The organism is Chryseobacterium sp. 7 (assembly GCF_003663845.1).
Lineage (GTDB): Bacteria > Bacteroidota > Bacteroidia > Flavobacteriales > Weeksellaceae > Chryseobacterium.
Genome location: NZ_RCCA01000001.1, coordinates 3,950,740 through 3,973,074, shown reverse-complemented (window position 1 = coordinate 3,973,074; position 22,335 = coordinate 3,950,740). Strand labels below are relative to the sequence as shown.

At 41.3% G+C, this 22,335-nt stretch carries 27 protein-coding genes; 3 read left to right on the top strand and 24 right to left on the bottom strand.

Annotation, left to right across the window (positions count from 1 at the left end; all coding sequences use genetic code 11):
- Position 1 precedes the first annotated feature (1 nt).
- The 10 genes from CLU97_RS18205 to CLU97_RS18160 all read right to left on the bottom strand — a co-directional run bounded on the left by CLU97_RS18205 (position 2) and on the right by CLU97_RS18160 (position 8,238).
- Complete coding sequence (locus CLU97_RS18205; RefSeq protein ID WP_121489194.1) at positions 2-634, bottom strand: phage tail protein; 633 nt, start codon at positions 632-634, stop codon at positions 2-4.
- Positions 627-1,730, bottom strand: coding sequence for a baseplate J/gp47 family protein (locus CLU97_RS18200; protein ID WP_121489193.1), 1,104 nt, complete (start codon positions 1,728-1,730; stop codon positions 627-629). Before CLU97_RS18200 ends, CLU97_RS18205 begins: the two co-directional genes overlap by 8 nt.
- Positions 1,730-2,647, bottom strand: a complete 918-nt coding sequence (locus CLU97_RS18195) for a GPW/gp25 family protein (RefSeq protein WP_121489192.1) — start codon at positions 2,645-2,647, stop codon at positions 1,730-1,732. The genes CLU97_RS18200 and CLU97_RS18195 overlap by 1 nt, the downstream gene beginning before the upstream one ends.
- Before the next feature lie 51 nt (positions 2,648-2,698).
- Positions 2,699-2,920, bottom strand: a complete 222-nt coding sequence (locus CLU97_RS18190; protein WP_121489191.1) for a hypothetical protein — start codon at positions 2,918-2,920, stop codon at positions 2,699-2,701.
- Positions 2,920-3,405: a hypothetical protein gene (locus CLU97_RS18185; RefSeq protein ID WP_147436516.1), complete on the bottom strand. Its 486-nt coding sequence runs from the start codon at positions 3,403-3,405 to the stop codon at positions 2,920-2,922. Before CLU97_RS18185 ends, CLU97_RS18190 begins: the two co-directional genes overlap by 1 nt.
- Before the next feature lie 50 nt (positions 3,406-3,455).
- A complete protein-coding gene (locus CLU97_RS18180; protein WP_121489189.1) occupies positions 3,456-4,511 on the bottom strand; it encodes a phage late control D family protein in 1,056 nt (351 codons plus the stop codon).
- A complete protein-coding gene (locus CLU97_RS24415; RefSeq protein WP_410493428.1) occupies positions 4,499-4,699 on the bottom strand; it encodes a tail protein X in 201 nt (66 codons plus the stop codon). Before CLU97_RS24415 ends, CLU97_RS18180 begins: the two co-directional genes overlap by 13 nt.
- A 20-nt stretch (positions 4,700-4,719) precedes the next feature.
- Complete coding sequence (locus CLU97_RS18170; RefSeq protein ID WP_121489187.1) at positions 4,720-5,571, bottom strand: phage tail protein; 852 nt, start codon at positions 5,569-5,571, stop codon at positions 4,720-4,722.
- Positions 5,568-7,748: a phage tail tape measure protein gene (locus tag CLU97_RS18165; RefSeq protein ID WP_121489186.1), complete on the bottom strand. Its 2,181-nt coding sequence runs from the start codon at positions 7,746-7,748 to the stop codon at positions 5,568-5,570. Before CLU97_RS18165 ends, CLU97_RS18170 begins: the two co-directional genes overlap by 4 nt.
- A 139-nt stretch (positions 7,749-7,887) precedes the next feature.
- Positions 7,888-8,238 (bottom strand): hypothetical protein, encoded by a 351-nt coding sequence (locus CLU97_RS18160; protein WP_121489185.1) that lies wholly within the window; start codon positions 8,236-8,238, stop codon positions 7,888-7,890.
- A 313-nt stretch (positions 8,239-8,551) separates the two neighbouring features.
- On the opposite strand from CLU97_RS18160, the gene CLU97_RS18155 reads away from it, so the two are divergent.
- The 3 genes from CLU97_RS18155 to CLU97_RS18145 all read left to right on the top strand — a co-directional run bounded on the left by CLU97_RS18155 (position 8,552) and on the right by CLU97_RS18145 (position 11,747).
- The gene (locus CLU97_RS18155) at positions 8,552-9,223 is read left to right on the top strand and encodes a serine protease (protein WP_121489184.1); all 672 of its coding nucleotides are present in this window, start codon (positions 8,552-8,554) and stop codon (positions 9,221-9,223) included.
- 193 nt (positions 9,224-9,416) lie between these two features.
- Positions 9,417-10,583: an adenine-specific methyltransferase EcoRI family protein gene (locus CLU97_RS18150; protein ID WP_121489183.1), complete on the top strand. Its 1,167-nt coding sequence runs from the start codon at positions 9,417-9,419 to the stop codon at positions 10,581-10,583.
- Positions 10,584-11,747, top strand: coding sequence for an HNH endonuclease family protein (locus CLU97_RS18145; RefSeq protein ID WP_121489182.1), 1,164 nt, complete (start codon positions 10,584-10,586; stop codon positions 11,745-11,747).
- Positions 11,748-11,989: 242 nt separating this feature from the next.
- Here CLU97_RS18145 and CLU97_RS18140 read toward each other — a convergent pair whose 3' ends face one another.
- From CLU97_RS18140 to CLU97_RS18080, 14 genes are all read right to left on the bottom strand, one after another.
- Positions 11,990-12,514, bottom strand: a complete 525-nt coding sequence (locus tag CLU97_RS18140; RefSeq protein ID WP_121489181.1) for a phage major tail tube protein — start codon at positions 12,512-12,514, stop codon at positions 11,990-11,992.
- A gap of 6 nt (positions 12,515-12,520) precedes the next feature.
- Positions 12,521-13,936 carry a phage tail sheath family protein gene (locus CLU97_RS18135; protein ID WP_121489180.1) on the bottom strand — a complete coding sequence of 472 codons (1,416 nt, stop codon included), beginning with the start codon at positions 13,934-13,936 and terminating at the stop codon, positions 12,521-12,523.
- Position 13,937: 1 nt separating this feature from the next.
- Positions 13,938-14,099: a hypothetical protein gene (locus tag CLU97_RS23805; protein ID WP_183084510.1), complete on the bottom strand. Its 162-nt coding sequence runs from the start codon at positions 14,097-14,099 to the stop codon at positions 13,938-13,940.
- Positions 14,100-14,105: 6 nt separating this feature from the next.
- The gene (locus CLU97_RS18130; RefSeq protein WP_121489179.1) at positions 14,106-14,579 is read right to left on the bottom strand and encodes a Gp37 family protein; all 474 of its coding nucleotides are present in this window, start codon (positions 14,577-14,579) and stop codon (positions 14,106-14,108) included.
- On the bottom strand, positions 14,579-14,911 hold the full coding sequence (locus CLU97_RS18125) for a hypothetical protein (protein WP_147436515.1): 333 nt from the start codon (positions 14,909-14,911) through the stop codon (positions 14,579-14,581). Before CLU97_RS18125 ends, CLU97_RS18130 begins: the two co-directional genes overlap by 1 nt.
- Entirely contained in the window at positions 14,904-15,224 is a 321-nt protein-coding gene (locus CLU97_RS18120) for a DUF2190 family protein (RefSeq protein ID WP_121489177.1), read from the bottom strand. Before CLU97_RS18120 ends, CLU97_RS18125 begins: the two co-directional genes overlap by 8 nt.
- 27 nt (positions 15,225-15,251) lie before the next feature.
- Positions 15,252-17,171 carry a prohead protease/major capsid protein fusion protein gene (locus tag CLU97_RS18115; RefSeq protein ID WP_183084608.1) on the bottom strand — a complete coding sequence of 640 codons (1,920 nt, stop codon included), beginning with the start codon at positions 17,169-17,171 and terminating at the stop codon, positions 15,252-15,254.
- A gap of 105 nt (positions 17,172-17,276) precedes the next feature.
- Positions 17,277-17,954, bottom strand: coding sequence for a phage tail protein (locus CLU97_RS18110; RefSeq protein WP_121489175.1), 678 nt, complete (start codon positions 17,952-17,954; stop codon positions 17,277-17,279).
- A complete protein-coding gene (locus tag CLU97_RS24240) occupies positions 17,923-18,783 on the bottom strand; it encodes a phage portal protein (protein ID WP_262690750.1) in 861 nt (286 codons plus the stop codon). Before CLU97_RS24240 ends, CLU97_RS18110 begins: the two co-directional genes overlap by 32 nt.
- Positions 18,720-19,379, bottom strand: a complete 660-nt coding sequence (locus tag CLU97_RS24235) for a phage portal protein (RefSeq protein ID WP_121489173.1) — start codon at positions 19,377-19,379, stop codon at positions 18,720-18,722. Before CLU97_RS24235 ends, CLU97_RS24240 begins: the two co-directional genes overlap by 64 nt.
- On the bottom strand, positions 19,370-19,591 hold the full coding sequence (locus CLU97_RS18095) for a phage head-tail joining protein (protein ID WP_121489172.1): 222 nt from the start codon (positions 19,589-19,591) through the stop codon (positions 19,370-19,372). Before CLU97_RS18095 ends, CLU97_RS24235 begins: the two co-directional genes overlap by 10 nt.
- Positions 19,567-19,899 carry a hypothetical protein gene (locus tag CLU97_RS18090; RefSeq protein ID WP_183084606.1) on the bottom strand — a complete coding sequence of 111 codons (333 nt, stop codon included), beginning with the start codon at positions 19,897-19,899 and terminating at the stop codon, positions 19,567-19,569. The genes CLU97_RS18095 and CLU97_RS18090 overlap by 25 nt, the downstream gene beginning before the upstream one ends.
- Before the next feature lie 31 nt (positions 19,900-19,930).
- Entirely contained in the window at positions 19,931-21,766 is a 1,836-nt protein-coding gene (locus tag CLU97_RS18085) for a phage terminase large subunit family protein (RefSeq protein WP_121489170.1), read from the bottom strand.
- Positions 21,756-22,295: a hypothetical protein gene (locus tag CLU97_RS18080; RefSeq protein WP_121489169.1), complete on the bottom strand. Its 540-nt coding sequence runs from the start codon at positions 22,293-22,295 to the stop codon at positions 21,756-21,758. The genes CLU97_RS18085 and CLU97_RS18080 overlap by 11 nt, the downstream gene beginning before the upstream one ends.
- Between the last annotated feature and the right edge of the window lie 40 nt (positions 22,296-22,335).

The window sequence follows — 22,335 nt, the reverse complement described above, 5'->3', positions numbered from 1 at the left end:
CTCAGTTTATTATGATTTCTAAAACATCGTTGTCGTTGTTGTAATTTTTTTCACCATTGTAGGTGTAGGTGCCGTCATATATAAAGTCACCCCCTAAGAATAGAGCATCTTCACTTTCTATTCCGGGAGCTTCATAGCTGTCATCGACCAATGAAAGCATTTCCTGGAAATCGAGTTTAAATTCAAATCCCATGAGATGTGATCGTTCATTCTTATAGGCTTTGACCATGGCCAGGGCATCTTCAATACGCTGTGGATCTACAGCATTCTGCCCAATACCCAGTTCAATGGTAAATCCTGCCCAGTGGTTTACATGCTCTGTAATGGTTGCATCAGGAAATCCTACTGTTCTCAGGGCTTCTTTGATGGCCCAGAGCGTCCCTTTATACCTGTGAAGCTCAATTCCTCTTTTGATAAGGTCTCTTTTCTTTTCGGTGGTGTCTGCGAGTTTCCATCCATTGTAGCCCATGAGATCAAACTGAATCGCTAATGTTCTTAGGACTGATTCCGGTACGGAATCAATCATGTAGACCAGCAGGGTATCTAGCTCTATGGCATTAAAGCGCTTTTTTGCCAAAAGGTCAAAAGCGATGATATGGGGTTGCTGCAAGCTCTCGGGCAGTATATTATTCATCGCTATATCCTGTTACTTTAACATTGACCCCCGAGCATAGGGCTACCTGATCTTCACCGACAAGGATTGTCGATAAAGGTGAATTTACCTTTACCTCATACACAGAATCTACTTTCATGGCTTCTCCTATAATTTTTTCGATAACCACGTCAAGTCCTGTTTTCATCTTCCTGCTGCTGGCATAATTGATGAGTTTATCATGTACCATAGCGATAACTTCCGAACTTAAAGCCCCTGTGATTAATGTGAGATCAACATCAATCTGGTAACTTTTAGCGGTAGGGGGCAGTACGATAACTGTGTCTGTGAGGGGTCGTACTTTTTCATCGCTGCATGCGATCTTTACCTGGTCCAAAACGGCCTGGCTGGGTAATTCTCCGTCTTTCATTAATGGATAAATATTAACCTGACCGGGAAGAGGGGAGGTGATTCCTACATCCATAATTGCTGCATTGGCGCTGCGTGCAAAAAAGGCATACGCTCCGCGGCTTCCGGCATTGCTGAAAGATTGTGGAGCCAGGGTAATACGCTCTCGCAAAGCTTCGTCCGATTCTTCATTGCTTCCGCCTGTGGATGTATTGATGTTGGTTACCGAGAAGAGATAAGGCTGAGGGTCTAATATGATTGATATTTCCCCGGGATTCAATCCATTAGCCTGTGCGCCGTTATTCACACTGACAAATGATGCTGTTTTTTCATCTTCATCAGCCTGAAGGGTCACATCCTCCATGAGAGCAAAGACCTCCCCGGTATTATTAGCCTGTATTCTAATGCCCTTTGGTATGGTGAGAACTCCGTGTCCTGGCGTACATTTCATTTTTACCTGAACGAAAGCCTTAGAAGGTGGAAGTCTTTTTACGCCGACCAGATCTCCCAGGAAATCTAAAAAGGGGGCAGAGCTGAAGGCTACCAGATTCTGTGTTGCGGCATTTTGAATCTGTGTTCTTAATAAGACTTCCCGATAGGCCAAAGCATTAATCAGCAATTGTTCTACCTGTCCGGGATAAAGGGTACTGCCGGTCATCTGCTCGTAGTCCGATTTTATCTCGCGGATAATGGTTTCAGGGTCTATATCTATAAATTCAGGTGCTTCCATTATATTTCAAAGTCTTCATTAAAATCAGAGCTAAAAGCCCCTTTTGTTAATAGGTTAATTTCTAACGTACAGCCATCTAAAGGCTCACTTGCTATGAGCACTAAATAATTGTCTTTTAAGATCCACTTCCCATAGTCTTTGTATTGCTGACTTACGAAATTCAACGCTTCATTTTCGGTCTGAAAGCCTTCTGAATTCCAGGGAGCTATTCTGCGTCCGTCTTTCTTAAATATGATATTGTAATTGATAAGATCGTATCTCTCTGGAAATGGTGCGTGTAATTCACTTGTAACACTTGTGACGGTCAATTTACCGGATGCTCCTAATTGGGTATTGATATACACAATCACCTTGTTTTCCTGGATGAGTAGATACCAATTGCCCAGATTTCCCCAAAATTGATGTACCCATTTCATCATTTCATTAATAGACAGGAATCCATTTTGTGGACTCGCTGGAGTAACCTCCCCACCCTGTAAAGACATCTCAATAAAATAGAGGAATGCATCAGGCAGGTAGGATGCGGAAAGAGCCAAAGGCCTGGTGTCCTGTTTCAGGTGATACTGAAAGGTACCTGTGTAATTCTCTCCGGTTTTGTAGGTAATCCCAAAAATAATATTGCTTTTGCCCTCTGTTATATCCATTTCATGGACAATTTTTTGGATGGTTATTCGGGGTTCATATGATTGCAGGGCCTGAATAATTTCTCTTTTCATGTTGGGAATTGAGGCAGATATGGGTTTATCGAGCCATTTCCAGATATCACTTCCAAAGTCTGGTCTTAGGGGGTCTTCTCCTTTTCGGGTGCGCAGAATAATAGCAATACACTGCTGAATATCATCATATCCGGCTACAATTTTACCTGCATTGTTAAGGTCTAACTGCCAGTTTTTTGTTGGGATATCGCTCACTTGCATAGGGCAAACTTAATGTCTTGTGCCGGGAAAATTTTTGCTGAATATTTGCCTTTAGGAGATGGTTCCAGTTCCTTGCTCTGAAGTAGAGCCCGATCCGCCGGAGGTTGTTACCGGAATTCCCGCAGCGACCGTAACCGTAGCGCTCTTAACAAATGCATCAATAGCCTCTGAAAGTCTTTGGGCAAATTCTTCTTTGCTGTCCGTTTCTTTGTTTTCCATATCGGATAGAATGGCTTTAATTTCGGTTTTTAATGTATTTTTATCTAATGGCATCAGGATAGTATTTTTTCGTATTTCTGTTCGAACTGGTTTAATCGCTCTATGGTATCGGGCAGGAGTCCTGCGCTGGGTCCTGAGGATGTTTTGACTTTGAGGTTTTCAATGAGTATTTTTAAATCCTCAAACAATTCCTTAAAACTAACTTCGGGATTGCTGATCTTGAATTTCCCGCTTGCTTTATCAATTTCCAGTCTAAATGTACCATCGTTCATTTCTGTGATGAGCTTATCTTCACGGGCTCCTTGTGGCGGGAAATCTTTCTGGGAATAGATGGCGCCGCCCACGACTCCGAATTCACAGTTTTCATCCATCAGGCACCATACCTGCTCATTGATTGAAAATGGGAATGTGTATTTGTCCTTTTTTGAAGCCGGTACAGATACCGGCAGGGGATTGCTGACGATCTGATCGCTGGCAAAGTTCACTCTGACACACCCTTTAGCGTGGTCTATTTCTGTTATAAATCCGAATTTTAGCATTGTGGTGGCCAATTTTTTAAGGATTCTCCAGTTGGCTTTATCATTAAAACTTACTGGCTGCTGTCTTTTTTATTTTTTTTCGGGGTATTTCTTTCGGTCTGTTTTTCTAGCTCCTCCTTATATCCTACTTTATAGATCTCTGCATCTACCAGCCAGCCGCTGGTACTGCTCAAGGTATGAGAAGCACTTTTGATCAGATAATCCCCGGAAAGTCTTCCCAGGCGATGCAGGGAAATGATATTGCCGCTTATCAGAACCACAGATCCGGGAAGGGCAATATTTCCTGATTGCTGCATTTTATTAGCTTCCCGGAGGGCTGATTTTGTGATCTGCTGTGCCTGCTCGATACTATCTACGCTCTGTTCTAAATGTAGGACATCATCTGAATTGGGGAGTCCTCCCTCTGAGGTCTTATACTCAATAATGGATCCTGCTTCCGGATTGTGAAACCTGATAGATGCGGAGCTATAGGTGCCAAAAGTTCTATCCGTTAAAGAGAAGCTGATTAGATCCGTTTTATCGAAATAGGCTACGGCCTGTTTACCCTCCAATTCTTCGTTTTTAATAAAAATTAAATTCTGATCCCTGACATTGAAGGTATAGCCGTATCTGGAAGCGAGTTTTTTGAGCGTGGTCAGATTGCCTTTTTTCTGCTGAACGAGCCTCTCTACTTTTACCTGGCTCACATTGCCAATGACTTTTAACCCTAGATCTGCTGCGATGGTATGCACGATCTGAGAAAGGGTTTTCTTTTCGTGAACATGGCTTTTTAGGGTTCTTTTCTGTCCCTGTTTAAATCCGGCTGCGATACAGCGTATATTGACTGCATCGGGGCTGCCGTACAATTCAATCTCATCAATTTCAAAGATTCCGCAATCTAAGACTTCACCTCCTGCAATACCGATTTGAGCAGTGATCTTTGCACCTTTCTCGGGATACCACTCACTCTGCCATTTACACTCAGAATCCTCCAGGGTAATGTCCAGAGTATCTGCCTCGGACATATGATCTGTATACCCCAAAGACATGAGGCTTTTGCTTACATCTGCGGTAATGTTTTTACCATTATAAAGGACTTTGATGTATATCTGATCTAGCGTTTCCATGGTGGTAATTGGTCTTTTTCGGTTTTTAGGTTGTAACTTTCCAATACTGGAACCTCCAGCACAGTCCCTGCTTTTAGTCTTTCAGAAATGGGCACCTGGGGATTAGCAGAAATTAATCGTGGAATTTCTCTCACGGTTCCATACATTTTCCAGGAAATGGAATCCCATCTCTCTCCATCTTGCGTGATATATTGAATCGTATCGGCTATTATATTTTTCTTAGAATAATATCATTAGTGAATACGGTAGAAGCGGTATTAACCGCCCTGATTCCGTTTTGTGCATTCAAAACAGCAGCCTTTACGTCTTGTGTTCTGAAAGGTTCTTTCATTACCGTTTTAATCTCTGTGAGCTGAGCCATAGACTCTTTAAGGGCTGAAATAATACCGGCTGCATTATGGATCTGCTGCTGCGCCTCAGAAATAGCATCGATTGCTTTGGTCATGTTATTCTGCGCCTGATCGAGAGTGTTTTTAACTTTGTCAAATAAAGAAGCGGGATTGTCCACTTGGAGGGTTTGATTGGCTGTTTCAGCGGCCTGCCATGCTTTTAACTGGGCATCCATGAGTGCTTTATGGGCCTGTGCTTCTGAGGTTTTGGGCTGTGGAGGAAGTGTATTGATCTGCTGTTTATCACCAACAGCCCGTGCATTTTTCCTTGCATTGATTTTTTTCTTATCAGGATCATTAGCTACTTCCAAAAGAGACAGAGAAACCTGAATCTCAATAGGGGATCCATCGCTGAAAGTCTGCGAGATGGTTTTCACTGCGGACTTGAGTACAAAATCGTTGATATACTCCCCATTGCCTAATATCAGGGGTAATATTTCTCCTGTGCTTTTCCATGTTTCAAAATCCTGTAATTCCTGATTGATATTGCAGAAATCCGCTCTTAAAGTGAGCTGTAGGGATAATTCTTCCAGGGTTTCACTCCCCAATTGTAGCCTTGGCTTGGAGCCTATCAAATCATACTGGGAAAGCACAGCCTCATTTCCGGAATAAGACCATGCTTCCGGGGCGTAGAGGCCTGAAAATTCTTTATTGCCTAATTGAAATATCATTCGAATCCTTTTCTTTTTTGTCCGTGACTGTAGTCTGCCATTTGCTTTTCAAAATCCCTTCGCATCTGGGCGGTCAGTTTTTGTTGGGTCGGCTGATCCATACTGCCGCTTATATTAATCACCGGTGCGAAGCTCATGCTGCTGTTTAGATTTCGGGCATACGATTTGGGTTGAGGGAGCGCTTTAGTGCCTCCCACATGATTAATTGTTGCGTCCAGAGAATTTTTTGAGGCGTAATCAAGAGCGGAACGGGTACTGCTCACGGCTCCTTGCAGGCCACTTAACATCTTACTGATTAATGGGCCTATCGCAGAATTTTTTATCCAACTGATCGCTTTAGCGAATATCTCTTTGACCTTGTCCCATAATTTCTGGAAAAAAGCAGTAATGGGAGACCAGTGTTTGTAGATCAGCCCCTGCGGAGTGAAATTCAAAAATAAAAATTTAATGCCTTCCAGTCCTTTATTAAAGAGTTCTTTTAGAGTGCCCCAGAGTGAGGAGAACCATCCTTTTATCTTATCCCAATGTTTATAGATCAGTCCTGCAGGGGTGAATTTGATCAGCAGAGCGGATATGAGTTTAATATAGGAACGGAAAACAGCGGCTACCTTGGTCCATAATTTAGAAAACCAGGTGGAAATCTTATCCCAGTTTTTATAAATAAGATAGGCTGCTGCTGCAATGGCGGTCAGAGAGAGTATCCAGGGATTTGCGATGAGTAATTTTGACACGGTGGAAAAAGCGATCCCAATAAACCTGAATGCTTTTCCCAGACCCATAGCGGCTTTTATGGCGGCGGGGCCTATACTGGTAAAAACTCTGCCCACTACTGTGAAAGTTTTACCGATGTGCGGTCCTATTGTTGAGGAAAACTTAGAAATGGCACTTAGTGCCTTACTTCCGCCAGTGATAAATTTTCCTATCGTGGTGATCGTACTTCCAAGTCCAAATTGTAAGGCGCCGACTCCTATCTTTAGAGCGGCAATGGCTGCAATGATTTTTACAATACCCTCCACTAATTTAGGATTTTCTGTTATCCATTTAGAAAGGTTGTCTATGAGTGGTTTTGCAGCCTGAGCCAGCTTCATTAGGGAGGGTAATAAAGCGCCTCCTATTTTAATACCGGCATTGATGGTTTGCTGCTTTAGGATTTCCAATTGTGCACCTGTTGTTTTTAAGCGGTTCTGGGCTTCATTTTGAACACTACCTGTCACATTGGAATTTTTAGAGAGAAAGTTAAGCTGGTTTCTGACTCCGGTTGCTGTATCCATATTGGCAGCTAATTGAGCTACCGCGTTACTGTATTCACCGACATCTCTTTTATTGAGCCAGCTAAAGGCATTACCGCTGGCTTTTGCTTTTTCCAAAATAGCGATGAGTCCTTTTGCTCCGCCGCCTGCTTTAACAAACATCGCGCTGAGCTCCTTATTTCCCATGATGGCTTTTTGGAATCTTTTCATGATGGTTGCGGACTCTTCGCCGCTTTGTCCTACAACCTGCAGGGCATTCCCGAAGGCCTGCATATGAGTTCCTGAAACTTTTAATGTACTGGCTACAGAGGCTCCGCCCTTGGCCATAAAAGTCACCAGATTGGAAGCTTTACCGCCAAATTTGTTGGTGGCGGCGTTCATGGCATCCATTACGGCATCGGTTTCTTTTAGGGTAATGCCCATGGCATTTTTAATGACCATATAGCCTTTGGCTGCCTCCCCTGCTGCCATGTCAAAGGCGAAAGAAATCTTACTGGCAGACCTTGCCACTCCATCAATTTCTTTTTTGGCCACGCCTCCTGCTGCCAATTCGGCCATGAGTTCTGCTACACTGGTAGCAGCCCCTCCGTATAGATTAGAAACAGCGATGGCATTATTGGTTAATTCAGTAAACCCTTTACTTCCAAAATCATCATTGGTTACCTTGGCCACATCGGCAATTTTTGATTCTAATTCTATGGCCTGTTTTACGGCTAAACCTAATGGAGCGAGCATGGCAGCACCTCCAGCCATGTTGGAAAGGCCTGCCTCCTGCATTTTCTTCCCCCTATTGATCAAGGATTGTCCCTGTGCATTGATTCTGCTTAATGTGCCGGAGAAAGATCTGTCAAGTTGTCTGATGGCGGACTCTGCGCCTGAAATATCGGCTCTGAGTAAAAGGGTTACGGCGGTAGCTGCATGATTCATTCTTCGATAGAGTTTAAGGTATTATGAATGGCTACCGCTTCTCTATAATAAAGGTATATCTCACGGCTGTACCACTGTTCTACCTCTAATGGTGATATGCCATAGAAGTGCGCTGTAAAGGCTATTTCCCTGAGCCCTATTAAAAATTTAATGAGGAAAACGCGATCATGAGTTTTGCATAATCATCCTGGAAGAGATCATCGAGATAAAATTCCGGGGGCTGCTGTTTTCCCTCTATGGTGGTGGCTACACTCATATTGATGGTTTCAAAATCACCGGCAGGATCATTTTGCATTCTTTTCTTGGTTTCGACAAAATCCCGGCCTTTGAGCTTTCTCACCGAAGCTTTTCGGCCATCCTTGAGTTCAAGGTGTTTTACTTCACTTCCGTTGTCGTATTTCCGGGTTAATATGCCGCTGTTTTTCTCCTCTTCACTTTGGTAGAAAAAGCCATCTTCGCTGGGCTCTGTTGGGAAAATTTCTTTATTCATAATACTTTGTTTAAAGCTCAAAACTAGGAAAGAAAGCAGAAAAAAAACTTGCCAAATATTTGACAGGTTTCTCCTGAATGGATTTTGTAGGAAGTTCACGGAAATGCTTTAACAAAATTTTCCACTAAAATTTAAACAGGCTCTAAAAGTATTCAACAAATAAAAATCCGTTTGATGACTTGTAGGAAAATAAAAAAAAAGTATTTTTGATAAAAATTAGCTACTTGGTAGCGACTATTCATCACAACTAAGATGTATAGTCGCTAGTTTATAGCGAGTATAAAAGAGTTAGACAACATTATAAAAAAAAACTATGGAAAAATCAATACCTTTAGGATTTTTTACGAACACATTTAATATTATTTTTGAAACTTCAGTAGGGACATGTTTCATAATTACATGGAATAATAACCAATTTCTAATTACAGCAAAACATTTATTTCCAAATGCAAAAAATGGAGAAATTAAAAACTTCAAAATACGTACTGATAATGGTTTTATTGAATTTTCCTTAAATATAAATATTTCAGAAATATCAGGGGTTGATATTGCTGTATTTAAATTACAACAAAAAGTCGTTCAAGACATTCCTTTTTTGTTAGATGAGGATATAGTTATTGGTGGTGACATTTTCTTTCTAGGTTTTCCTTACAATTTAAATCAAAGTTTTACAAATAAAACAAACTTTCCTATTCCACTTGTCAAAAAATGTATTGTTTCTGGATATATTCATGAACCAAATGGTAGTTCGATTATGTTATTAGATGGTCATAACAATCCAGGATTTTCTGGAGGACCTGTTGGTTACTATGAAAACTCAACAAATAAAATGGTATTAACTAGTGTTGTTTCTGGCTACTTACCCCAAACTAATTTTACTGACACACCATTAGGGGAAATTAAATACCTTGAAAATTCTGGAATAGTAATAACTTATAACATAAAACACGTCAAAGAAATTATTTTAAAGAATAACATCGGCTAATAGCAGTTTGGCAAAATGGCGGGTTCAATGCTAAATTGAACATTTGGTTTTCAAATGAAGTTAGTGTTAAATGAAATTAAGTGGGTTAAAATCAGTTGCTTAATAAAGCTTCGAAACGTTATTACAGGCAAGCGTAAAAACGACACCGCAAGACAGAACCGACATTAAAAATATAAAGACGAGATAAATAGAAATGGCGAATACAGCAAAGAATAAAAATTTAAGGAATGCGAATAAGGCAAAAATGGATGAGTTTTATACTCAATACCATGATATTGAAAAAGAAATGTCTGCCTACCTTGAATATAATCCCAAAGTTTTTAAGGGTAAAACCATATTGTTACCTTGTGACGATCCTGAATGGAGCAACTTCACAAAGTTCTTTGCTCAAAATTTTGAACGCTTCGGACTTAAAAAACTAATTAGCACGAGTTACGCACCTGAAAGTAAAAAGATCAAAAACAACTATCAACCGACACTTTTTGAAGTAAACGACCCACAGTTTGACGAATATAAAACAAAGCAAAATGGTAAAATTTTCACTTTAACACGTGACAAATCAGGCGATGGGAAAATTGATGTTAATGATTTGGAGTGGTCTTACTTAAAAGGTGATGGTGATTTTAGAAGTGAAGAAATTAAAAAACTTAGAAATGAGGCGGACATAATAATTACCAATCCTCCTTTCTCATTATTCCGTGAATTTGTTGCTTGGATTATTGAGGCTGAAAAGAATTTTGTTATCATCGGTAATATGAATGCTATAACTTACAAAGATATTTTTTCACTTATAAAGCAAAATAAACTATGGACTGGAGTTAGGTTCAATCAAAGAATAAACGGTAAGAATATGACTTTTTTTGTTCCAGATGACTATGAATTGAGCGGAACAGAAGTTGAAATAAGTAGTGATGGTAAGAAAATGATAAGTGTTGCTGGTACTGGTTGGTACACAAATCTTGACCACGGCAGGCGACACGATCCTTTACCTTTAATGACTAAACAAGACAATATAAAATTCAGCAAACACAAAGAAGTAAAAGGGAAAGAATATCAGAAATATGAAAACTTTGATGCTATTGATGTTCCCTTTACTGATGCAATACCAAGCGATTACGATGGTGCAATGGGTGTTCCTATCAGTTTCTTAAATAAGTATAACCCCGATCAATTTGATATTATTGGTTTAGGTATTTCAAATTCAGGGTTGGAAGTCGGAGTTCAACCGTATAAAACTGAACATAAAAAATACAGAAAGGAAATTCAGAAGCGTGGTGCAGTTGATGGGGATTTATATATGATTTTGGATGGTGTAGTTGAAGTTCCCTACGCAAGAGTTTTAATAAAACATAAAAAGTAAATGAAAACTACTCTTAGAACAGATATAACAGTAAAAGCCATTTGCGATGGCTTTGTTTACAACGAACTTGAAGGCAAAGGACTGTTTGGTTTGTCAGGCAAACTGACAATTCAGCCGGAGTATCAACGTAATTATATTTATGCAGACGGCAAAAGAGATGTTGCAGTAATTGAAAGCATTTTAAAAGGTTATCCATTAGGACTAATCTATTTCAATACATTAAGTGCAGACAAGTTTGAAGTTTTAGATGGCCAACAACGCATTACAAGTTTTGGCAGATTTGTAACTAACAAATTTGCAATCAAAGACGAGAGCGGAATGGAGCAATATTTTGGAGGTATTGCAAAGGACAAGCAAGAAAAAATATTGAATACAGAACTTTTAATTTACGAGTGCGAAGGAACTGAAAGTGAAATTAAAGAATGGTTTAGGACAATCAATATTACTGGTGTTCCACTTAACAATCAAGAATTACTAAATGCTGTTTATTCTGGCCCTTTCGTAACACTTGGCAAGGAAGAATTTAGTAACACACAAAATGCCAATATTCAAAAATGGAGTGCTTACGTTTCGGGTAGTGCAAACAGACAAGAGTTTTTAGAAAGAGCACTTGACTGGGTAAGCAAAGGGAATATAGGCGGTTATATGAGCAAACACCGTTATGACACTGACATAAACGAGTTAAAAACTTATTTTAATAGCGTTATTGACTGGGTTTCAACTGTATTTATAGACGTAGAAAGTGAAATGCGTGGACTTGAATGGGGACGACTTTTTGAAACCTACAAAAAGCAACCATACAACCCACAAGAAGTTTCCGAAAAAGTTAAAACACTTTATGCTGACCCCTATGTGGAAAATCATAAAGGGATTTTTGAGTATGTTCTTGGCGGTTCAACAGATACCAAACTTTTAGCAATTCGGGTTTTTAACGATGCGACAAAAAAATCTGTTTATACTATTCAGACAGCAGAAGCAGAGAAAAAGAGTGTTTCAAATTGCCCATTATGTGCATTAGGACATGACAGCAATAAAACTAAAATTTGGAAACTCGCAGAGATGGACGCAGACCACGTAACAGCTTGGAGTAAAGGCGGTGCAACTAACACGAAAAATTGCCAAATGTTATGCAAGACACACAACAGAGCAAAAGGAAACAAATGACGAGTACAAACAACGGAAAGACAGAACGCCAAGCGTGAGATAACGGTCAGCCTAAAAGACGACACCAAACAATACAAAGATCAGAAAATGGAATTCAAGGTTCATAACAACAATGAACTTGAAGGAGCCTGTTTAAATTTGAGTAGAAAATTTAAACAGGCTCTAAATGTTTTTAACGGACTGAATCGTAATTTTAGTGGGTTTTGTGTGTTTAATTTTATTATTACGCGATAAAAAAAGGATTAAATTCCCAGATTTTGTCTATACGCTGCTAACAGATCTTCTCCATCGACTTTAAAGATATTGGCTTCTACATCTACTTCCGTAATGACTTCTCCTCCAATTTCCAGTCTGACATAGGTACATCCATAGTTTGTGGAAAGTTCGACATTATCATGCTGCTGGAAATTTCCGAGGGGAAAATTCTTTGGTTGAATGGTAAGGAAAACAACAGCAGGAGTCTGTGCTATTCTTTCTCCGCCCTGGTATTCTTCCAAACTTCCCCTTACCTGAATTCTTACGGCCTTAAATGGATTGGCCATTTTCTTTAAAAATTCAGGATAATAAGAGGTCCATTTCATGGAGCCTTCCATTTTATCGATGCCGGAATAGTATTCTATGGTACCATTCATTCCCAGGGCTTTATGTTCAGACTGCTTGAAAGTAAGGGTCGGGCATTGAAATTCTTCAACACGCCCCAAAAGGCTCCCTCCATCCACATATATATTGGCGTTGGTGAGTCTTCCGATTTTGATTTTTTGAGCCATTTTATATTATTTTAAAGAGCTTAGATAATTAATGTTGATCAGGGAAGTAAAAGAAATTCTCTCGGCCGGAGTAGGCGGCATAAAGTCCACATAGAATGTAACATGTCCCTGCGCCAGCTGTGTTGGGGGATTATCTTCTTGCAAATATTTACATACCCCGTCTATGATGGCTCCTCGTCCCTGTAGTGTTCTTAAGAAGGCGTTCACGGTTTCCCTGACGGAGTCAATCCATCCCTGAGTGATGGGCTGGTCTACAAATTGCAGGCATGCCTGTTCAATACTTTCATTAATGACATCGGCTGTTCTCCTTACGGCGATAAAGTTATCAGGACTTGTACCTGTAGGAAATGCTGCGCTTCTGTTTCCCCATGTTCTGTACCCGATGCCATAGGAATTAAATACGGTAGTAATTCCTTTTTCATTCAAAAGATTGGCATCGCTGTTGCTATTGGAGATACCGGCACTGATCTCTCTTTCAATTCCTGTAATTCCTTTAATTTCATGGTTGGACTCCGAGACCCAATAGCCTTCTTGATGATCCACTTTAGCTCTCACCCCTGCCAGGAAGGCTGAATAAGGAAATAATTCCTCTGAATTGGCTTGTACGTTATAGGTTTTGAGCATGGGATACAGGAGCTGTGCTCTACTACTGGAGGTGTTAAAGTTGATGGTTCCCCCTGGTCCTCTGCCTTCAATGGCTTGTTGCACGGTCGTGGCATAGGGGGCATCCAGATAGCAGATGGCACGCATTTTTTCAGCGGTGGAAATCAGTTCAGCAGCCACGGCACTGTCGTCTGAAAAGGTAGGGGTAATGATAATTTTTGGAGAAAACCCGAAAAGATTGTAAGCAAGTTCCAGGCATTTGAGTCCGGTTCTCTGGTCTGTTGCGGGGTTGATCTCCCCGATGATATCGCCGGCCGTAATTTTAGTTTCATCGAGTCTTTTGTAGGAAAATTTGATAAATATTCCATCTGCAATACGGGGAGTCAATGCCTTGAAGTTTCCAAAAGGATCGATGCTGTAATCGATATCCCGCACATAGTCTGCGGGGTTTCCGTCAGCATCTTTTATGATGACCGTATCCAGGGGAGGGTAGGTTAATTTCAGGGCTCTGTCTTCTACTTTCAACGACTCATCGGTTACCGGTGTGGTATGCCTGGTCTGATCAAAAACATTGACCACGATGACTGTTCCGGCTCCCTGGTTGAAAATAGCCTCTAAAGCCGTGGGAATAGAAAATCCGGATATTGTACTTCCAAATTGCGCGGCATCTTTCTCTGAATTCACCAGAATAGGGGTGTTTTTTTCACCCGAAGGGGCAGTACCCACCAGACCTATTACGGCCGATTTGACCACCTGTATGGTTCTGGTGCCCTGTTTCAGTTCGAGTGTTTCTACCCCGTGCAGATAATTTGCTGCCATATTATTTTGTTTGTTTTTTGGTTTCTACTAATTCTAAAAGTCCCTGTGCCAAGAGACTTTTTACTCTTTCGTCTTTTTCTGGGAGCTCAATGACTGAGCCTGGAACAACAATATAGCCGCCAAGTGTCGTTTTAACAAGACCTTTATAGATGTACTTTTTCATATGTCATTATTGGGGTTGATCATATACCGGTTGATCCGTTAGCGGAGGATCAACAGAGTGGGGGAGGATTTGTGTTCTGAGTGATCTGCATGCAACCGACAGGGAATATTCCCAGACATCATTCTGGTAGTTTACATAAGCAAAATCCCCTAAAGAAACCGCTCCGCAATCTGTAGGGGTAAACCCCATCAAGGACTGCTTGATGAGTTCTGAAATGACGTACACTCCTTTTGGACCTCTTAATCTTCTGGATTGAATGCTGATGGTAAAGGTAGCGGTGCTGTGCTGTGATATGGGGCCGATACTTTGATTTTTATCAAAGGTTTCACTCATAAAAACAACGGTCACTAAACCATTCACAACCGGTATTTTGTATTGGGCGATATCTTCCGGAAGTACTGTAATATCTGCTATTGCAGATAAATCAGTATTGGCCTGCATCTGATGGACGATTTCTGATTCTACTGCCTGGTAATTCATTATGCTTCTTCCAGTAATACTTTATAGGTGTCTCCATCGTGGGCGATACGATCATCGCCTATGATTTTCATAGCGTAATATTCTTTTCCTCTGAGGGTGATCAGAACATCTTCTTTTCGCTCAATCGCTTCCCGGATTCCTTCCCAGTCATTCACTTTAAATTCTAAAGTAGGACGGTCATAATCATAGTTATGTTCGGAGAGCTTTTCATTTTCACTGGGATGGTTGAAAAGTACTCTTGCTGTGATTCCTCTGCACTGGGCATCATATCCCATCGTCGTTGCTATGACATCGAATGTCAGAGCCTTGAAGGTGTCGAATACATTATCCAATTTTCACTCTTACTACAGGGTTAGTGGCATCGGCCGTTTCCCAAACGTAGCCGATGAGTGTATTGCCTGAAGCCACGCCGGTAACGGTTTTGTCAGCAGAAATAAAATATGCTTTTTTCCCCTGGTTCAAAGCGACCGCTGTAGCTTTAGGAAGTTCAAAGACGCCCTCAACGGCTACAGCGCATAAATCCACTCCGTTCCCATCTGAAACGGCTACCCCTATGGTGTCTTCTTTGATGACCAGATCACCTCCTTTTACAGTATCTTCTAAAACAGTGTGGAGAAACTCTCCTTTTTCGATATAATTTTTCATGTTTAATTGTAATTTTTAGAAAAAAAATTATTTTCCTTTGTTTTTATACCATCCTTCCCATCCCCATACGGCGGTGGCAAAAGCCATGGATCCTTTTACTTCCAGGGCATCGGTATCCCAGTTGACTCTTGATTCTGTTTTAAGTCCACCCTGACCATTGAGGTAAGCGTACACGATGCCGTCTGCTGAAATGGCTGAAGGATCTGCCAGGAGGTACCATGCTTTGGGATCTTCGAGCTGATCGCTTACCATGACCCTCAGCTGTCCTGCGAAAACGTTAACATTTCCGGTTTCGGTAGCTAGTACTGCTGATACGAGTCTTTCTGCGGTGGTCTGTAATTCCGGGGGTACTAACAGATACTGGGGTTTAATGCCTAACTTTAATCCTGCGGGGGATTTTTGCCTTCTCATGGCGGTTCTTGCGATGCTTAATGCATCGGTGGTGAGAGCGGCTCCTGTGGCATCGTAATTTTTATGGTCAGCATGAAATAAAGCCTTTCCGTCCGGTGCATTTTTGTTATCGGTGATATTGGACCAAACCAGATCACTTTGGAATTGCTGGGCTCCGAGTGCCATAATTTGTGGCAGTCTGCTGAAGACACTCAAATCATCATTGATAATAGCAATATCGCTGATGCTGTATTTTCTTCCGAATTTTTTAAGCTTAATCTTTGCTTCTTCTGCCTGTAGAATATTGCTTTCTTTGTATTCTCCTCCTTCGGGAATTTCATCAAAAGACACGGCACCATCGACTTTGATACCTGTTTTTTCTCTGAAATCGGTAGCGTTTTCCTGCCTTGCGATGAATCTCCACTCATCGGCGTAGCCTTCATAGAATCTTCTGAGGGATCTGTCAAAGGCCAGGGATAAGAGGGTGGGGAAGTCTGTGGTAGCCCATGCTCTTTTTACCACTTCCTGTTCACTTAACATCGAGAAGTTTTCACCCGCTGCTGTTAATCGGTCTTTGGCTATATCGAGAAGTCTCATGTTTCTGAACTGTAGCGCTTTTTCGTTTCCGTTAAGGTCTATAGATCCGGGAATCGCTCTTGCAACAATTCCCTCTACCATCGAGATTCTTTTTTTCTCGGATTCATCTTGCGTCACTTCTGCTGGCGGGGGAGTTGCTACGGGCGCCGGATTGGCTCTTTTGGCTACTTCATCGATGATCAGTGCTCTGGCATCATGTAATGAGGTGCCGTTTTTGATGAGTGAATCTGCGAAGGATGTTTCTAAGCCTGCCCGCTGGCAGACCTCTGAAATATCCATTGCTCTTTGTCTTTCCTGGGCAACAGCCTCTGCTCTTACCTCTGATTCATTTACTTTGGGTTCAGGTGTGGGTGTATTCTGAACTTTTGGCGGTGTTGGGACTTCATCCGCCGGGATATTATCTTGGTCCATTATCGTAATTAAATTAAAATGTTCTTCTTTTTGCTGAGATCGTATTCCGGAATTAAAGTCTGCCGGAACGGGTACCAGTGATAATTCATTGGGAGTCCAGCGTGTGGCCCTGTACTCGGGAATTTCTTTGCCATTTTTTTTAACGGTGTACTGATCTACCTTGTAGCCAACGCTCATATGACGGATGATGCCCTGTTTGATTTTAGAAATGATATCTGCATCTTTTTCCGTGCTGGAAAGTCTGATAATGGCTTTGGCTTCTTTGGTGTTTTCATCGATCCAGGCTGACTCTACCACGCCCAGAATATTTTCCAGTCCATAGGATTGATGGGAGTTCAAAACAGAAAGGCCTCTATTGAGTCTTTCAAAATTGATGGCATCTTTGGAAATCTCGAGAACTTCATTGAAATAGCATCCTTCATTCCAGTCATATCTTTTTACTGGAGTTTCTGTAGCGAAAACCACCTCAATGGTGTTGTTCTTTTCATTAAAGCTGTTCTCGGGTATTGAAGCCCTGACGTAGGATAAGGAAACTTTTGCCTTTTTCATAATACAAAGCAAAGGATTGGATTCCATAGTATCTTTGCTAAATATTTGACAAAAAACACTTAAGAGAGTGTCTGATTTCCTTTTGAGCAGTGCCGTTTCAGGATGTTATCTTCTTGTTAATAAATAAATTTGTCTTTCAAACTCTCTTTGCAGGGTTTCTTTAGATTCTGTTTCTATTTTTCTTTGAATAGGGTCATGAGTCAAAATCCCGAAAACAGAAGTGGTTTTCATGGCTGTAATGGGGAATCTTTCTTTTGCTTTCTGGAATTTTCCTCCGGCGTATTTTCCTCTGGCAAAAATCTGCTTTTCAACCCCGGTATTGGCCTGTGATTTCGTTAAGAAAGCATAAGGGATGACTTTTCTGCTTCCTTTTTTGATCTCAATAGAAACGCCTCCACCGGCTTGCTCGTTTTTCCTTGCATTTCGGGCTGTTTGCTGTAAAGTTCTTCTTCCTGTTTCTTTATTTCTCACCGAGCGAATAGAAATAACACTTCGGCCATTAACAAACTGCGGATTAAACCTGGATAAGCTCAGGGGTTTGAAATTCCCTGAGATAGAGGCCTCATTCTGTGAATAGGTTGCTTTTTTCAGCACAATAGAATTTCTGATATCAATAGGTTTGATGTTATAATATTCAGAAATCATTCGCCTGTAAAGGGTGTTGCCTGTTGCAATTGCTTTATTTAGGGCCCTTGTGCTGGCTTTCTTAAGATTTCTGTCCTCTAATTGTCTCTGCAAAAGAGCTAAGCCATTACTGCTGTGTGCTATTGTTACCTGTATCATTACTCTGATTTTTTAGATTTACCGCATCATATCGGGGATCTGATTTTGGGTGAAGGCCTGCCTTGTCAAATAATTCTTTAGAAATTTTCATCTCTTCCAGAATTTCTTCCGGGGCATAGCCTAAAAGTCTTACGGCTTCCTGCCAGCTCATAAATCCGGCTCTTACCTGTGCTAAAAGTCCGTTCACTTCTTTTACAGGGTCAATCATCATTCTACCCGGGGCGGTCCATTCCACTGTTTTAGGCGTGTCTTTGGGAAGAATGCCTAATAAATTTCCTGCCTCTACAAACCAAAGCCATACTTTCGCGCATAATTTAGGGATGAGAATAAAATTCTGCCATGTCTCAATCATTCTTTGGTATTCTAACCACCCCATGCGTCCGCTGGAGTAATTGACATGGCTTAAATCTCCTGTCATGGCTTCATAGCTTATGCCGTAGCCTGCTGAAATACCTGTAAGGACGTTTTTGGAATATTCGCCATACCCGTCTGCGGGAGGAGGGGAAGCAAAAGTGACCGATTTGCCTGGCTCTAAGGTCTGAATGAGCCCTGGTTCCACCCTGTCAAACTCTTCATAATCCTGGGTGTCTGCCCCGATCATTTCAGCATCTGTCTTGGTGATGAATATGGAGAAGCAGGAGGCGATCTTTTGTCTTACCAGCTGCGCATCCGAATAATCGTCAAAATCTCTTAAGCTCATCATGGAGGGAGAGCCAAAGGGAACCCCATGGATCTGACCGGGTTCATCCTGAAAAAAAAGATGGATCACATCCTGATCTTTCCAAAATGTACTTTTAGAATATTCCAGCTCCGGATCTTTATCGTAAATCCAGTATCCTTTCCTTTTTCCGCTGGCGGCGAACTCAATTCCCCGGAAATATATGACCCGGTGGAAGTTTTTATGGTATCTTTTGAGAGGTCTAAAAATTTAGTGGAAACCACCTTGAGTTCTAATGGAATATGTTCTTTATTATTGGTTTTAATTCTTAAGATGAGTACTGAACCATGCATAGAGAGTGTTCTCATGCATAGATTCTGTAATCCGTAAAAATTACAATTGGCGTCAAAATCCACTGAGGTCTGATGGGCCCACTCCTTCCAGATTTTTTTTAGCAGCTCATTTTTAATGGCCGGCACAATGCCCGTACCGGTCGTATTGTTAGCTATGGAATTATGAGCCCGGAAAGAATAGGGATTGTTTCGGTAGAGGTCCCTGCTTCTGTTTTTCAGGGTTTTAATTTCGGCTACTTTTGCGGCCTGTTCAAAATCATTCACATTCCACCCTTTGGTACGGCGGTCTTTTCGTGCCCCTTCATACCCTCTTTGAAGTATATCCATTGCATTACGCCGCTGTATTCTTTTTAGTCCCCACTGCGGACTTAAATAAGAAACTACTTTATCGAGTAAATTTAATTCTAAGGACATTTTTTCCAGTTTTTACTAAAGACTCCTACTTTTCGGCCATTGTCTTTTTTAATAAGCCCCAATTCTGCGCCCATGAGATTTCTGATTCTGAGCATCTCATCAAGGCTGCGGTAGGTAACGGTTTTATCACCATAGGTAACAGTTAAGGTTCCCTGTGCGATACTCTTATTCAAGGCGTAATACTGTTCTATTGTGAATTCTGGTCCATCCATTTTTTTTGTTCTTTCTGTAAAGTTGTGAAAATATGGTGTATATTTTTGTAGTGGCAAGCATTTGACAAATACAATCTTGAGCGGATATCTACACGATCGAGCATATAGCTCACATATTGTCGGCTGGTGCCTGCTATTCGTGCAATTTCCGGGACTGTCATATTGCATTCTGTTTTTAACAAATGATAGACGAGTGATTTTCTTTCTGAATGCTCATGATTAGGACTTTTCCCAAATAATTCTTCAGGGGTGGTCTGATAGTATATGCATGCAGCATGAATGGCCATTTCTGCAAGGCTTAACGGCATTTGAATGCGTATTGTGATGTGTTTTTCCATATTAATTCCAAAAATCTGATTTCTTCTTTACTTTATTTTTAACTGCTCCGGTTCTTTTATTTCGCATGAGTTCCCAATGTTTGGGTGAAAAGGAGTCCATGCCGACCATATGGGCCGCTGCCCTGGCGTAGTTCCTTATATCGAGGGGCTCATTTCGGGTGAACTTTTTCACCCACCTCTGTACCGTGTGTCCATTTTTATTTTTGGTTGTAATAAGTTCTTCAGAGGTAAGTCCTTTAAAGTAGGCCTCATCATACATTGGGAAATGGCAATACCCTGGATCTCCCTGATTAACTCTTAACCAGCCGTATAGTTCCGATTTTAATAATGAAACGCCGACATGCCATACTTTAACGCCATTGATGGGTTTATTTTTTCTGGTAACATTCACGGCTTTTGGAGCAGAAATAATGGTAATCTGATTGTCACGTCCTTTGATGGGGACGACTCTTGAAGGGGGATAACGGCCGCAAAAAGCATAGACTTCACTGGACCAGTTTCCACTGTCCACACACATCATTCTGATACTCATCTGTGTGCCGTCGGGTCTTATCCATGTTTCATTGAGCAGGGCATCGAGTTTTTGCCAAACCTGGGCGCTGCCATCACCTGCCACAAACCCCATTAGCACTCTATAATCAATGGAGTAGGAAACCTTCCCCTCGCACCAGCCTACTATTTCCAGTTCGATACGGTCTTTCTGAATATCTACCCCGGCTGTTAAAAAAGCAATTTCATCAGTGGGTATTTTTCCTCTCGGGTAATCCTCTCTACGGTCATACAATGCTTCCCACTGGGGCTTATCTCCGCTTTCTTCATAGGTCAGCCCTAAGGAGGTGTTGTAAAACGTTTTCATTTTCGGGACATCTCCCATGGCCTCTTCATATTCTATGGCTAAATCCTCCCAGCTTTTCCATCCTAAAGGGGAATAGAGGGAATTGATATGGTAGCCCACTCTTTTTTTATTTTGATTCTCAGGCTTTGTAGGTATCCAAACTCCACTCTCCAGCATTTTTGTTTTTTCAGATTCCTGAATACCTTCCTGGCAGTGTTCACACTGGTAATAAACCTCTTTTGCGACCTTTGCGCTTTTGTTGTATTGATATTTTAAATTTTCCCATTTCAAATGCTGCAAAGTTCCGCAATGAGGGCAAGGAAGAAAGAAATATCTCTGGTCGGTACTCTCAAACAGGGGCTCAATAACACTAAGGCCTTTTGTTACCGGAGTGGATAAAATGAAGATTTTTCTTTTGGCAAATGTGGAAGTCCTTTTCTTTGCCAGGTCAATGGGATTTCCTTCAGTATCCAAATCCACAGGATAAGCATCTACCTCATCGAGCATGAGTCTTTTGACGGGCATATTTCTGAGACCTGCAGCGCTGTTGGCTCCTGCTAATCTCAATACTCCACCCGGAAATTCTTTTTTTGTGAGGGTATTTCCGCTGTCTCTGGACTTAGGTGGTTTTACTTTGTGTGCCAAGCTGGGAGAGCTTTCGAGCATAGGCTGTATTCTGGTCTTGCTGACCAGTTCCACCACTTCTTTAGTGGGTTCTACAAAAAGCATAGGGCAGGGGGAGATATCAATGGTGTAGCCTATCCAATTGAGTCCTGCCTCGGTCACGCCCAGCTGTGCTCCCTTCATGACAATAACTTCCTCTACAGGAGAATATTCCCCGAGATGATCCATAATCTCTTTGAGAAACGGAGTGATGGAAGTTCTGTATTTTCCTGGCATTGCTGAACTTTTACTGTCTAAGAGTCGGTTTTGATCTGCCCACTGGCTCACAGATAGTATGGGTTCTGGTTGTAAGGCGTCTAAAAATCCTTTAATGAGCATAGGTGGTAAGTTTTATTAAAGATTCGTTGATGCTTTCAGTTAATAATTTATGGGCATCGTTTCGGTCCATGGTCAGGAGCTGATCTATGATCCTGTCGGGGATAGCTTGCAGACTCATTCTGATTTCTTTGCCATAGGCGTAAATTTCTTTATACACTTCTTCTTTGTTTACGAGCTGTCCGCTTTCTGTTTTGAGTTTCAAGAGATCGAGCTGCGCTTTAATGATGATTTGCTTTCGCAAGGCTTCAGGTGCTGTGTCCTGATGAGAGATTTGTATCTCAACGACATCGACCCCGCTGTAAGCTTCCAATTGCTGCTGGGATATATTTTCTTTTAATTTTTCATTGATCTTTTTGATCTCGGTCTGAAAACCGTATTCCTGATCTGCAATATCGGGGTTGATGGTTTTGGTTTCTGAATCATAGCCTTTAGAAATTTTTCCTGCTTTGATGGCCTTCTGAATCGAAGCATGACTTACCCCTACGCGCTTTGCATATGCTCTTATGGATAAATATTTTTCTTTTTTCATAATTTTTTAGTGAGTGGCAACCAAAGTGGCAACCATGATG